The organism is Novipirellula sp., from assembly GCF_041583735.1.
GTDB lineage: Bacteria > Planctomycetota > Planctomycetia > Pirellulales > Pirellulaceae > Novipirellula.
Window position 1 is genome coordinate 1 of record NZ_JBFHFD010000203.1, and the last position, 13,318, is coordinate 13,318.

Annotated in this window: 10 protein-coding genes; 5 read left to right on the forward strand and 5 right to left on the reverse strand. The window is 56.1% G+C overall.

Going from position 1 to position 13,318, the window contains the following annotated elements:
• From ABX962_RS16215 to ABX962_RS16225, 3 genes are all read left to right on the forward strand, one after another.
• A partial coding sequence (locus ABX962_RS16215) for an acyclic terpene utilization AtuA family protein (RefSeq protein ID WP_372721096.1) occupies nt 1-1,249 on the forward strand: 1,249 nt, incomplete at its 5' end.
• Complete coding sequence (locus ABX962_RS16220) at nt 1,230-1,994, forward strand: enoyl-CoA hydratase/isomerase family protein (RefSeq protein ID WP_372721097.1); 765 nt, start codon at nt 1,230-1,232, stop codon at nt 1,992-1,994. The genes ABX962_RS16215 and ABX962_RS16220, both read left to right, overlap by 20 nt.
• Complete coding sequence (locus ABX962_RS16225) at nt 1,985-3,751, forward strand: acyl-CoA dehydrogenase family protein (RefSeq protein ID WP_372721098.1); 1,767 nt, start codon at nt 1,985-1,987, stop codon at nt 3,749-3,751. The genes ABX962_RS16220 and ABX962_RS16225 overlap by 10 nt, the downstream gene beginning before the upstream one ends.
• Nucleotides 3,752-3,759: 8 nt before the next feature.
• Here ABX962_RS16225 and ABX962_RS16230 read toward each other — a convergent pair whose 3' ends face one another.
• The 3 genes from ABX962_RS16230 to ABX962_RS16240 all read right to left on the reverse strand — a co-directional run bounded on the left by ABX962_RS16230 (nt 3,760) and on the right by ABX962_RS16240 (nt 6,324).
• Nucleotides 3,760-4,524, reverse strand: a complete 765-nt coding sequence (locus ABX962_RS16230) for an SDR family NAD(P)-dependent oxidoreductase (RefSeq protein ID WP_372721099.1) — start codon at nt 4,522-4,524, stop codon at nt 3,760-3,762.
• 160 nt (nt 4,525-4,684) lie between these two features.
• Nucleotides 4,685-5,464, reverse strand: a complete 780-nt coding sequence (locus ABX962_RS16235; RefSeq protein ID WP_372721100.1) for an SDR family NAD(P)-dependent oxidoreductase — start codon at nt 5,462-5,464, stop codon at nt 4,685-4,687.
• A 140-nt stretch (nt 5,465-5,604) separates the two neighbouring features.
• Entirely contained in the window at nt 5,605-6,324 is a 720-nt protein-coding gene (locus ABX962_RS16240) for a YebC/PmpR family DNA-binding transcriptional regulator (protein WP_345685484.1), read from the reverse strand.
• A 2,312-nt stretch (nt 6,325-8,636) separates the two neighbouring features.
• Here ABX962_RS16240 and ABX962_RS16245 point away from each other — a divergent pair.
• Together ABX962_RS16245 and ABX962_RS16250 are read left to right on the forward strand one after the other, a co-directional pair.
• The gene (locus ABX962_RS16245) at nt 8,637-9,164 is read left to right on the forward strand and encodes a hypothetical protein (RefSeq protein WP_372721101.1); all 528 of its coding nucleotides are present in this window, start codon (nt 8,637-8,639) and stop codon (nt 9,162-9,164) included.
• Nucleotides 9,165-9,839: 675 nt separating this feature from the next.
• Entirely contained in the window at nt 9,840-10,934 is a 1,095-nt protein-coding gene (locus tag ABX962_RS16250) for a DUF1559 domain-containing protein (protein ID WP_372721102.1), read from the forward strand.
• A 122-nt stretch (nt 10,935-11,056) separates the two neighbouring features.
• Here the strand turns inward: ABX962_RS16250 and ABX962_RS16255 are convergent, their stop codons facing one another.
• Together ABX962_RS16255 and ABX962_RS16260 are read right to left on the reverse strand one after the other, a co-directional pair.
• Entirely contained in the window at nt 11,057-11,653 is a 597-nt protein-coding gene (locus ABX962_RS16255) for a hypothetical protein (protein WP_372721103.1), read from the reverse strand.
• Nucleotides 11,654-11,979: 326 nt separating this feature from the next.
• Nucleotides 11,980-12,456, reverse strand: a complete 477-nt coding sequence (locus ABX962_RS16260) for a DUF1569 domain-containing protein (protein ID WP_372721104.1) — start codon at nt 12,454-12,456, stop codon at nt 11,980-11,982.
• Between the last annotated feature and the right edge of the window lie 862 nt (nt 12,457-13,318).

Consider the following 13,318-nt stretch of genomic DNA (forward strand, 5'->3'; position numbering starts at 1 on the left):
GCATTTGATCGAATGCGGCACCCAAGTTACCGGAGGTATCAGCACCGATTGGATGCAGGTGCCTGACCCGGCGCATCTTGGATTCCCGATCGTCCAAGTCGATGAAGATGGACATTGCGTTGTGACAAAGCCAGCGAACACAGGCGGCCAAGTGACGCCTTGGACGGTCAAAGAACAACTGGTTTACGAGATCGGCGACCCCGAAAATTATCTCAGCCCCGATGTGACCGTCTCGTTTCGCGAATTAAGTGTCGAGGAAATTTCGCCAAATCAAGTACATGTCCGCGGTGCGATCGGCAAACCCCCGCCATCCCATTACAAGGTCAGCGCTACGTTTCGCGACGGTTTCCGATCGGCCGGAATGCTAACCATCGTGGGTCGTGGTGCCCCCGCCAAAGCACGACGGGCGGGCGAAATCGTGCTCGAACGACTGCGTGATGCCAACGTCCCGCTACGCAATAGCCTAATCGAATGTCTCGGAAAGGGGGCATGCTTCGAAACGTTCACCGGGAAATCACCCGTGATTGACTCAAATTCTTTTGACGAAGTGGTCCTGCGTCTCGCCGTCGAAGTCGACACACAACAAGACGCCGAACGATTCGCTCGCGAGCTGATGCCGCTGGTCACCGCCGGTCCTCAAGGAACGACAGGCTATTCCGAGGGACGACCGCGGATCCATCCCGTGATTCGGTATTGGCCCTGCTTGATCTCGCGAGACTCGGTTCAGCCAATCGTCGAATCGCTGCTGACCAAGCCGACCCAAATCGAACCAAACGCAAAACCAATTTGGCCACTGTCTCAAGCGATAGCAACGCAAATGTCACGACCGCCGGAACGTGGCCTTTCCGATGCATCGGGGACACCCGAGTTCGCCGCTTTCAATATCTCCGACGCAACCCATTTACACGATATCGCAATCGCCCGCAGCGGAGACAAGGGGAGCGGTGCTAATATCGGAGTGATTGCACGAAACGACGCTGCGTGGAAATTTTTGCAAAATTGGCTGACCGCCGAACGTGTCGCCACATTCTTTTCGCAGCAAGAAATCGAATCAATCGAGCGTTTTGAATTAGCGAATCTGCAGGCATTCAACTTTGTGATTCGCGGCATCTTGCGACACGGATTGCGGACCGACACGCAAGGCAAGACGCTCGGCCAAATCGTGCTGGAAATGCCCTTGCCGAAATCCGTGTCGGTTTCTGATGTTCCAAACTGCGGAGACAATCACCATGGCGAACTTGATTCTTAGCGAACGTGTCGCTCGGGGCGTTCAATCGGTAACGTTCAACCGCCCCAACCAACGCAACGCACTCAGTATTGAATTGCTTGAATCTCTTTGTCTCGAATTGAATCAGCTCGAGCAGGACCAAGAGAACCGCGTCGTCATCCTCGGCGGCAAGGGAAAAGTTTTCTCGGCCGGACTTGATTTGCGTGAGGCTGCGGACATGACGCTCGTGCAGCGTTCGGCCAGTGCGGTCAAACAGACACTGAGCCGATTGCGGGAAACGCCGCTTGTCGTCATCGCCACGGTACACGGGGGTGCGTTTGCTGGCGGCGCAGGCGTGATGGCTGCCTGTGACATCGTGATCGCTGCGGAGGATGCGCGCATCAGTTTTCCCGAAGCACGCCGCGGGTTGCTGCCTGCGCTTGTGATGGAGGTGTTGCGACACAAGGTACGCGAAGGTGACCTGAGAGAATTGCTGCTTCTCGGTGAACCTGTTGATGCGGCGCGAGCACAGCAAATTGGTCTCGTCCAGCGTATCGTCCCAGCGGCACAACTGCGAGACACCGCAATCGTGGTCGCTCGATCAGTGTTGGCCGGAGGCCCCGAAACGATACGCCAGACAAAGGCATTGCTCGGCGTCGCCTTTGCTGAACATGAATCCGCCGAGGAAGATGATTTAATCGATCTGCACTTAGCCGCTCGACATAGCGACGAGGCTCGCGAAGGGCTGGCGGCGTTTCTTCAAAAGCGAGATCCAAAATGGCCCTAAAACATCCAACGCAAACAACGGAACGTTTAGAACAGCGCGAACAACAGATGCGACAGGCCGAAGAGCTGCTAGGCTCACTGCCGCAGGCGACGGGAGTCGCCAAGGGATTGTTTCATGGCAAATTTATCCACGACTGGGTGTTCCCCTATCCATCGCTATCGCGACAACAGAATGCCGATGTCACCGCCGCGGTCGCCAATTTGAACCAATTTTGCGACCAACACCTGGACCCGGTACAAATCGACCGCAACGCCGACATTCCACGCAACGTGATCGACGGTCTCGCGGAATTGGGGCTGCTTGGGATGACAGCGCCGGCGTCGTTCGGAGGACGCGGGTTCTCACAAAAACAGTATTGCCGGTTGCTCGAGGTGATCGGGGCGAGATGCAGCTCGACTTCGATCTTTGTCAACGCTCATCATTCGATCGGGATGCGTGGCCTCTTGCTGTTTGGCACCGATGGGCAAAAGCGTAAATGGCTGCCCGATTTGGTGCATGGCAAAAAGCTTGCCGCGTTTGCGTTGACGGAACCCGAGGCGGGATCCGATGCTTCCAATGTGCAAACCACCGCCACACCCACCCCCGACGGATCCCATTTCGTGCTCAATGGGCAGAAGCGTTACATCACCAACGGCGCCATCGCGGATGTGTTGACGGTCATGGCACGCACGCCAGTCGAAGGGAGCGACGAAACAGCGATCACGGCATTCTTGGTGACGCCAGACATGCCCGGATTTCATGTTACCGAGCCTCGGATGGAAAAGCTTGGAATCCGCGGTACAGCAACCGCAAAATTGGCGTTCGACAACCTGCATGTGCCGCGTGACAATATTCTCGGCCCCCTCGGCAAAGGTCTGAAGGTGGCTCTGACGGTGCTCGATTTTGGACGCACCACCTTCGGAGCCTGTTGTACCGGGGCGGCGAAAACGTGTTTGCATTTGGCAACCGAACATGCAAGAACACGCCACCAATTCGGCCGATCTCTCGCCGAATTCGAATTGGTCCAGCAAAAGCTCGCTCGCATGGCCGCTTGGACGTATGCGATGGAGGCGACCACGACCGTCACCGCAGGGCTGATCGACCGCGGACTCGAAGACTACATGTTAGAAACCGCAATGTTAAAGGTATGGAGCACCGAGCGGCTGTGGACGATCGTCAACGACGCCTTCCAAATCTACGGTGGCGCAGCCTATTTCACCGATCAACCACTCGAACGCATGCTCCGCGATCATCGCATCAACCAAATCGGCGAAGGCGCCAACGAGGTGCTGATGTCGTTCATCGCACTGACCGGGATGCGGGGGCCTGGGATGAAGATGAAAGAGGTCAACGACGCGATCAAACATCCCATTGGTGGATTCGCCACCGTCGGGCACTTTGGAATTGACGCGGTGCGTTTGCGAATGCGAGCTCCTGCCGTTCCAGTGCGTTCACCGGAACTACGGCCTGCCGCCCGGCGGCTGGGCAAACAGATCAAGCGGTTGGGGACAACCGTCCAGTGGACTCTGGTGCACCACCGCGAAGAGATTCTCGATCGCCAACTGGTGTTGGAGCGGATCGCCTGGATCGCGATGGAACTGTATGCAACCGCCAGTTCTCTGAGTCGTCTCGATAGTGAACTTGTCAATGGAGACCGCAGCCACACGGCCACGGCAAACTATTTTATCGCGGATTCGCTGCGACGTGTCGATCGTTGTTTCCGAAATCTGCGTGACAATGATGACGAACGTCTACTGGCGGCCGCACGCGAACGATGACGCAGGCGTTACTTGGCAGCCAGACGGACGCCGCCGTCCAATCGCAACGTGGATCCGTTCAGCATCAAGTTTTCCAGCACATGCGAGACCAACATCGCGAACTGATGCGGTTGCCCTAGTCGCTTCGGAAAGACACATTGATCGATCAATGATTGGCGAACCTTTTCTGGAGCCGCCTGCATCATCGGAGTCTCAAACACTCCCGGAGCAATCGAAACAATCCGTATGCCATGTTGTGCCAATTCTCGTGCTAACGGCAGCGTCAGCGAGGCCACCGCTCCTTTCGATGCCGCATAGGCAGCTTGCCCTATTTGGCCTTCGAACGCGGTGACCGATGACGTCGTCACCATCACGCCACGCTCACCATCGGAATCCGGTTCACTCGCTGCGATCGCGGCTCCGCACAACCGCAGCGCATTGAACGTGCCAACCAAGTTGACATCGATCACTCGCCGAAATGCGTCCAGCGATGCGACCCCTTCACGTGGCAACAAACGTTCGGCGTGCAAAACCCCTGCACATGTCACCGCGGCACGCAGCGGGCCGAACTGCTGCTGGCCAGCATCGATCGCCGACTGCAGCTCGTTCTCACTACACACATCGGTCTGCGAAAAGACGATTTGCCCCGCAAATTCGCGAAGCACCGCATCCTGGGGTGGTTGCATGTCGGCAATGATAATTCGTGCGTGTTGCCGAGCTAGATTGGCCACGCAGGCAGCCCCCAATCCGGAACTGCCGCCGGTCACCAACACACAAGCGTTCTGGATCTGCATGATGCTGCATCCTCGCAATTAAGGAACGTTTCGCGACGGTCGCAATCTTCACTTGACCTTGCAATCCGTCGGATTCCCTAATCCCATTCTAGCGGAACCGAGTTGCAACTGCTGCAACCAAAATTGCGAAGGAAAAACCGCTGACGTTTTGAAATGAGGACTAGTTGGTACTCAAACCGCCATCGACCAGACAAACCGATCCGGTCATCCATTTTGCATCACTGGACGCCAAATGAACCGCCAGTTTGGCTACGTCTTCGGGTTCCCCCAGCCGGCCTAGTGCGAACGATTGACGAACAAACGCGTCGTACTCGGCTTTGCGCTGCTCAGAGAACGACGCAATCATCTTTTGGGTCAGTGGGGTATTGATCGTGCCCGGCGCGATCGCGTTGACACGCACGCCGACGGGGCCGAGCTCCAATGCAAGTGCTTTGGTCAGCGAATTAAGTCCTCCCTTGGTCATCGCATAGACCGACGCGGGCCGGCCCGGTATCAAGCGATGCGCGGATGTCGAAGAGATGTTGATCACGTTGCCTTGGGCTTTGACCAGCAACGGCAACAGCGTCTGCATCAATAGAAACGGCGTCAACAGGTTCAGCTGCACCTGAGCCTGGATTTCATCGTGGCTAACCTCGGCAAAATCGGTAAACCGAGCCATCCCCGCATTATTGACCAACACGTCCACGGTGTCCCAAGACTGCGTGATCTCAGCGTAAACCTGCTGAATCGCGGAGGGGTCGGTAAGATCCGCGGCGGTAAAGTGGACGGTGGCACCGCTTTCGCGAAGTTCATCGGCTGCGGACGCCAATTTTTCGCCGTCCCTTGCAATCAGCCACAACTCGGCCGCCTCCCTTGCAAACGCGGTGGCGATGGCCAATCCAATACCATCACTGCCGCCTGTAATCACCGCATTGAACTTTTCGAGACGCCCATTCGCCATGGTGAGAGCCCTTTTTCGTTGTCTGAGAACCTGTCGACAGGATGACGTGAGTACAATGTCCCGTCTACAGACACATCACCATGCAACATGGTTCGCTGGCGATTGGGTCAAAGGCAATCAGGCGATAACGGAATCAACATTCAGCTTGGCAGCGTCGCGTTGTGATAGATTTCTTGGACGTCGTCGCAGTCGTTCAGCATCGCCATGAACTTGTCGAACATCGGCATGTCGTCGGGAAGCAGTTCGGTGCGAGTATGCGGGACGAACGTGATTTCTTCGACATCGAACTCGGTTTCCGGCAGCGTGTCCAGAATCGCCTGTTTGGCTTTATAGAATTCGGTTGTCGGAGCGAACACGGTGACTTGTCCGTTTTCGCATTCAACATCCGTCACGTCGACGTCCGCCATCAACAACGTTTCCAGGACTTGATCGGCACTGTCGCCTTTGAAGGACAGGATGGCGAGGTGTTCGAACGCATGGGCGACCGATCCCGGGGCCCCCATTTTAGAACTAGTCTTGGTAAAGCAGTTGCGGACATCGGTGATCGTGCGATTGTTGTTGTCGGTCAAGCAATCGATGATGACCGAGCATCCACCGGGGCCGAACCCCTCGTAACGAGCCGCGACATAGTCCTCGCCCCCCACGCCGCTGGCCTTATCGAGTGCCTTTTCGATCACGTGTGCTGGGACCTGATCCTTTTTGGCTTTTTCGATCAGGCTACGGAGCGAGGAGTTCGCGGCCGGCCCGCCGCCATTTTTCGCCATCACATAGATCTGTTTCCCGTATTTGGAATAGACCTTTGTCTTTTGTGCCGCGGTCTTGGCCATCGAAACCTTGCGAACTTCAAAGCTTCTACCCATAGCGTGTATCTCGTGGATGATGAAGGGAATAATGCAGGATTGGAGGGTGCGTTGTAGCTGCCGTCGACCAACGGTGCCCAGAGGAAATTGGAGCGAGTGGGCAAGGCGTGTCAAATACAGGCGAGTCATTTTCCCAGAAAACCGGGCGTTCAACCAGCGGTCAACGCCGCACCGCGATGGACGTTCAATTCCCCTTCAACCGACGCCCCCAGAACAAGGAAGAATGCCCGACTGCCCCATGCGGCTACCCATCTTCCTGCCCCTCACATTTTCCTGCCCACTTCAATTACAGACGTCGCCCGAGCGATCCCGCATCGCCGCTCGCGTGCAACCGATCTCGGCCAATTCCAATCAAAGCCAATGTATCGGCGGACAGGAACATGGGTGGGGCAGGAAAATAAAGAAGACTGGACCGTCCTGCGGCATCCCATCTTTCTGCCCCTCTCATTTTCCTGCCCACACGAATAACCGACGTCGCCCCCAGCGCCCCCACACCGCCGCTCGTGTGCACTCGATCCAGCCACATCCAAACAACGCCGACGCATCGGCGGGCAGAAAAATGGGTAAGGCAGGAAAATAAAGAAGACTAGTCAGACCCACGGCATCCCATCTTCCTGCCCCCCACATTTTCCTGCCCAATTCAATTACCGACGTCGCCACCAGTGATCCCACACCGTCGCTCGCGTGCACACAATCCGGCCGATTCCACAAAACGCCGATGCATCGGCGGGCAGGAAGATGGGAGGGGGCAGGAATATAACGCAGACTGGACAGTCCTACGGCATCCCATCTTTCTGCCCCCACATTTTCCTGCCCAACTCAATTACCGACGTCGCCACCAGTGATCCCACACCGTCGCTCGCGTGCACACAATCCGGCCGATTCCAAAAAACGCCAATGCATCGACGGGCAGGAAGATGGGAGGGGGCAGGAATATAACGCGGACTGGACAGTCCTACGGCATCCCATCTTTCTGCCCCCCACATTTTCCTGCCCAATTCAATTACCGACCTCGCCCCAAGCAACCCCGCATCGCCGCTCGCGTGCACACGATCCCACCGATTCCACAAAACGCCGATGCATCGTCGGGCAGGAAGATGGGAGGGACAAGAAAATAAGGCAGACTGGACAGCCCCGCGGCATCCGATCTTTCTGCCCCCCACATCTTCCTGCCCAATTCAATTACCGATGTCGCCCAAGCGATCCCGCACCGCCGCTCGCATGCACACGATCTCGGCCACATCCAAACAACGCCGATGTATCGGCGCGCAAGAACATGGGAGGGGGGCAGGAAAATAAGGAAGACTAGACAGACCCGCGGCATCTCATCTTCCTGCCCCCCACATTTTCCTGTCCAATTCAATAACCGACGTCGCCCCAAGCGATCCCACGCCGTCGCTCGCGTGCACCCGATCCAGCCAAGTCCAAACAACGCTGATGATCGGCGGGCAGGAACATGGGTAGGGCAGGAAAATAAAGAAGACTGGACAGTCCTGCGGTATCCAATCTTTCTGCCCCTCTCATTTTCCTGCCCAACTCAATTACAGACGTCCCCCGAGCGATCCCGCACCGCCGCTCAAGTGCACACGATCTCGGCCAATTCCAATCAACGCCGATGTATCGGCGGGCAGAAACATGGGCGGGGCAGGAAAATAAGGAAGACTGGACAGACCAGCGGCATCCCATCTTCCTGCCCCCCACATTTTCCTGCCCAATTCAATTACAGACGTCGCCCCCAGCGCCCCCACACCGCCACTCGCGTGCACCTGATCCAGCCACGTCCAATCAACGCCGATGCATCGGCTGGCAGGAACATGGGTGGGGCAGGAAAGTAGAGAAGACTGGACAGTCCTGCGGCATCTCATCTTCCTGCCCAGTTCAATTAACGACGTCGCCCGAGCGATCCAGCATCGCCGCTCGCGTGCAACCGATCTCGGCCAATTCCAATCAAAGCCAATGTATCGGCGGGCAGGAACATGGGTGAGGCAGGAAAATAAAGATGACTGGACGGTCCTGCGGTATCCCATTTTCCTGCCCCTCACATTTTCCTGCCCAATTCAATAACCGACGTCGCCCCAAGCGATCCCGCACCGCTGCTCGCTTGCAATTGATCCCGCCATGGCCAGAGGTTGCTGAGCTTCGGGGAAGCTATCCACGTATTGATAGCGGCGAGACTCTGCTCCAGCGGTTGCGGATGAACCGGCGATGGGATGCTGGTTTTCACTTGCCGGAAGATTCCGATGTTGCTATTAACCGCCGAAAAGCCCCATCCTCCCTGATCCCCACTCAACACGGACCCGAGCAAACACCTTATGGGAAAACCCCAAGCCAAAAACGACGCCGCCGCAGAAGCGATCACTCAGGAAACTGACAAAACGACCGCGGAAAAGCCAAAAGACGACGCAGTCACAACGGAGACGCCCGCCAGCGAACCCGCGGCGAAGGAGACGCCGGCCAAACCAGCCAAGGACACTGCAGCAAAAGAAGCGTCTGCAAAAGAGAACCCCGCAAAAGAGACTCCTGCCAAGGAACCGTCTGGAAAGGAGACGGGCAGCAAAGAAAAATCCGCCAAGCCACCGGCAGCCAAGCCTGCAAAGGCGACGCCCGTCACAAAGAAAGAGCCCAACGTGCGTCCGAAAAAGTCCGCAACATCGGGGAAGAACGGCTCGCTGCTGCCGTCGGAGCATCAACTCGAACACCTGAAAGCTGCGGTGTTGGCCGCTGGCAGCAGCGAAAATCTACTCGAAATCCTCCAGCATGTCGAAGAGGCTGGCGGAAAGGTCGCTGTCGAAGAAAGTATCGAAGCCTACCGTGTCCTCAAAACCGTGCTCGAAGAGTAATCCTCATAGGTCTTCATGCGGCCTTTTTCAACACTATCCGCCAACGTGACTAGTCGTTGCCGCGGCGGCACTGATCGGAAATAGCTTCGTCATTCGAGTTTTGTGACCAATCGAGCGGGTGAAGTGTTTTCTCTGTAGTGGACGAGGCTACGAGTCGCGGTGTGCCACTCAGTCGCTGGGACTCGTCGCCTCGTCCACTACCTACGAAGCTGACGATCGAGCTACTCCCAATCCAGTAAAGCTCTAGCGGGACGGCCGAAACGCCATCGAGGGGTTCGTGTCATTCGGAAAACATTTTGAAATCACGAATTTGTTTCCGAACGTTTGCTAACCGCCCCAATAGCGTTACCGGCTTCCGTTCTTAATTCGCGTTTCACTAACTGCCACGAACGAGCAAAGCTCGCGGCGGTCTCGCGTCACGCATCGGCTTGGATCGCACCGCTAAGTTTTTGTTACGGATCCGAACGCGCCGCAGTCGATCGCGACAGTCGCACAGCGAATGTATTTCCGCGTCTCTTTTGCATGGATCCACCCGCGCTACTCTAATGCAACGCTCAAAAAAAACCTGTCTTTTTCGAAAAATACGGGGACAATCATCGATAGTCTATACATTTTGTATACTACGCCAAATTGGTTTCCTTCCTTTTTAAACGAGCATGCCAGATGAAAACGAGAATGCGACAATTAGAAAAGCCGACCGGATTTACCCTGGTTGAACTACTTGTGGTGATTGCCATCATCGGGGTTTTGGTGGGTCTGCTGTTGCCCGCAGTTCAAGCCGCACGCGAGGCCGCGAGGCGGATGCAATGCAGCAACAACTTGAAACAGATCAGTCTCGCGCTGCACAACTATCACGACGCATTCAATACGTTTCCCGCTGCGGGAGTGCTCCCCAAAGGCTCTCATGTTTCGCGGTACTATCCCAGTATGATCGTTGCGCTGTTGCCGTATATCGAACAGCAAAGTCGGTATGAAACGATTCAACAGCGGATGGCGGAAACGTCCAATGTCTGGTCGTCGCTGTTTTACGGCGAAGTCTACGAGGCAATCTTGCCAGCCGTGCTGTGCCCATCATCGCCCGACGGCTGGAAAGCGTCGCCACACGCCAACAATGCTCGTATCAACTACATGTTCAACATGGGCGACGGCATGTTAAAACTCGATGCGGCGTGGCATCACCCGAACTACGTCAACAACCAATACGTGCAAGCACGTTATCGCGGTCCCTTCCATCTTGATTCGTGGGTCGATTTCGCCGACATCCAAGACGGGACCAGTCACACGTTGGCCTTTAGCGAGTCGTCCTCTGCGCCAAACGGGTATTGGTCGGTGGAAGTCAAAGGCGGTTCGGGGTGGAACAGCGCGCTACTCGAACCCGATGGCGCCCAACCGATCATCCATCCCGATGTCTGTATGACCGGCGTGATCGACCCCGACAATCCGCGGCACTACCTGAATCCGTGCGACACGTGGCGAGGCAATTTCTACCAAATGGGAACGCCGTGGAATGGTTTTCACACGGTGATCCCGCCCAACGGCCCAAGTTGCTGGGATAGCCCCACTGGTTACTGGGCAGCCATCTTCACCCCCAACAGCTACCATCCCGGCGGCATCCACGGAACGATGCTGGACGGTTCGGTGCGTTTTATTACCGACTCGATCGACTCGGGTGACCTCACACAAACGCAACCGATCGCTGGCGAAAGTCCCTACGGCGTGTGGGGAGCGATGGGCACTCACCAAGGAGGCGAACTACCAACGGAGTATTAGCGTCGGCGTCCGCAAAATAGAACCGGCCGCCCCTAAACGGGGCAGCCGGTTCATTTGTTAGTTCGTTTCTATATCAATCAGAGCTGCCGATTTGACATCGGGCGATCCGGGCTCGAGATCACTCAGGATCCGCCCATTGGCACATAGTCACCGGCCGCAGCTCCCGTAGCACTGGCTTGCTCATCGACTTCTTTCACCGCTTCGCCAATATCCTCGCTAAATGCATTTTCGCCATCTGCGGTGATGTCGATGCGAAGGGGCGTGCTACCAGCGGTGCGATATTCTTCGGCGACGACTTGAATGACTTGAAATGATCCCGTCTTCATCGCGCGATCATAGTCCGCCAACTGTTCCGGCGTCGCGTCCGCACCAGGATGTTTGGGAATCGGATCGCCTTCGGTTTCCGTCTTATTGACCATTACCTTGAAACTTCCTTGCGGAGCGCCCGGGTACTTCGTGTGAGTCATCAGAGTCGCGGTGCCCGCGTCATCGGTTCGTCCCCCCACGGCCCAGCGCCGAAGTGCTGCATCGTCAGAGTACAGAGTCACCGTGGCATCAGACAGCGGTGTTCCGTTCTGCATGATCGCAATCGATGTTGGATACAGTTCGGGCATTCCGTCTGGGCGTGGTTCGCTACAACCACTGACCAACAACGCACTGGCCATCAACACACTGGCCATCAACACGCTTTTTGCCAAGAATGAATTCAACTTTTTCATCTGATGCCTTCCCTATAGACTTTACTGCAAAGGTTACTCCGACGATGGATGTCCCCATTCTAGGTTGGGGTTCGTCGTGTCGCTATCAGTCATCCGCAACAGAAAATGCAAGCGGTTGATATTTGCATTTAGCAACAACTCAAGGTCGCGAATTTGCGCAGCGATGCACGATTCGATGCACGGTATCGATCCGACTGACGCGATAGCAGCGCCGAAAAGACTTCCCATTGGCATCGATTCAAAAACAACCGCGACGCTATTCCATGGTCCCTCGGACGTGCGGTGCTGAAATTGAAAACTTCGCTTAACAGCGTCACCGCGTTTGTTTACGAAGTGGGGTGGTCGTCGGGAATCAAGAAGCCGAGGTGGTGGGCTGCGTGCAGCCACATGAATTGTCGCCACTCGTCGGCCGTCAGGTTGTCAACAAACGGGTAATCTTCAAACGAGCCATCGTACTTTACCGCTCGCCCGATCACTTCGATACATTGATCGATGATGCGATCGTCATCCCCGCCCGACGGCGATTTTGGTTTCAAACGTTCAATCGTCGGAGCACTGGACATCCGTCGCGTTCGCAGGATCCGCCTGACAATCCAGTGGACGATCGTTGCCCGTAGAATCCACGGCAATCGAAACCCAAACCCCTCCATGCCCCCGGTCATCGTGTGAGTCAGGTGTTCGCAAATTTGCGTCAAAGTCCAATTTTTCGATCGGGTGTATCCGCCGCGTCGCAGTCGCTCGATCTCCGCGACGACCTCATCACCGGTATGAAAGTCCAACCTGCGTTTGGCAATTGATCCCATAACTCACCCTGCGTACTAAATGTAACATCACGATACAGCGGCAATGGATTGGTGATGGATCACTGACGATGCCATGCCACCGTATTGGTCAATAGACGTGCACAAACCACAGTGACGCAAGAGGAAATGACAGTCGATTCGTGAGCAGTGTCGTTTTGCCGCATCGAAACGATCAAAGCATGCGAAGGTCATGTCATCTGCGTTTCCAAAGGACTGCGTTGAGCCCAACCCACAGCACAACGACTGATTCCGCCGCATCCAACAAACGCCGCCGAAGCGGCGGGCAGAAACATGGAGGCGGCAGGAAAATAAGAAGAATGACACATCCTCCGGCATCCCCATTTTTCTGCCCCTCTCATTTTCCTGCCCCATGCATTCACCAACGTCGCCCTTGGAGACACAACGCCGCGGCTCCGTCGACTCTAGATTCCGCCGCATCCAACCAGCGCCGCCGAAGCGGCGGGCATAAACATGGAGGCGGCAGGAAAATAAGAAGAATGACACATCTGCCGGCATCCCCATTTTCCTGCCCCTCTCATTTTCCTGCCTCATGCATTCACCAACGTCGCCCTTGGAGACACAACGCCGCGGCTCCGTCGACTCTTGATTCCGCCGCATCCAACCAGCGCCGCCGAAGCGGCGGGCAGAAACATGGTGGCGGCAGGAAAATAGGTAAGCTGGCACGTGCTTCGATATCCGCTTTTCCCTGTCCAGTGACAATTTTTTTTGGAGGGCAATTCGATTCGCCTACGACGCATCGGTCGCACAAGTGAGAATCACACTAGGACTCAAGTGGCACGCCCACGCATTTTTTCGTCTGACGGGCAAGTCGAACGAGGTCGGCCGGCGAAATCAGGCAACC

Bases quoted from the DNA above. Each gene is read 5' to 3' on its own strand.
- ABX962_RS16225 (WP_372721098.1), top strand. From the start codon at position 1,985: ATGGCCCTAAAACATCCAACGCAAACAACGGAACGTTTAGAACAGCGC.
- ABX962_RS16255 (WP_372721103.1), bottom strand. From the start codon at position 11,653: ATGAAAAAGTTGAATTCATTCTTGGCAAAAAGCGTGTTGATGGCCAGT.
- ABX962_RS16230 (WP_372721099.1), bottom strand. From the start codon at position 4,524: ATGCAGATCCAGAACGCTTGTGTGTTGGTGACCGGCGGCAGTTCCGGA.
- ABX962_RS16235 (WP_372721100.1), bottom strand. From the start codon at position 5,464: ATGGCGAATGGGCGTCTCGAAAAGTTCAATGCGGTGATTACAGGCGGC.
- ABX962_RS16250 (WP_372721102.1), top strand. From the start codon at position 9,840: ATGCGACAATTAGAAAAGCCGACCGGATTTACCCTGGTTGAACTACTT.
- ABX962_RS16220 (WP_372721097.1), top strand. From the start codon at position 1,230: ATGGCGAACTTGATTCTTAGCGAACGTGTCGCTCGGGGCGTTCAATCG.
- ABX962_RS16260 (WP_372721104.1), bottom strand. From the start codon at position 12,456: ATGGGATCAATTGCCAAACGCAGGTTGGACTTTCATACCGGTGATGAG.
- ABX962_RS16245 (WP_372721101.1), top strand. From the start codon at position 8,637: ATGGGAAAACCCCAAGCCAAAAACGACGCCGCCGCAGAAGCGATCACT.
- ABX962_RS16240 (WP_345685484.1), bottom strand. From the start codon at position 6,324: ATGGGTAGAAGCTTTGAAGTTCGCAAGGTTTCGATGGCCAAGACCGCG.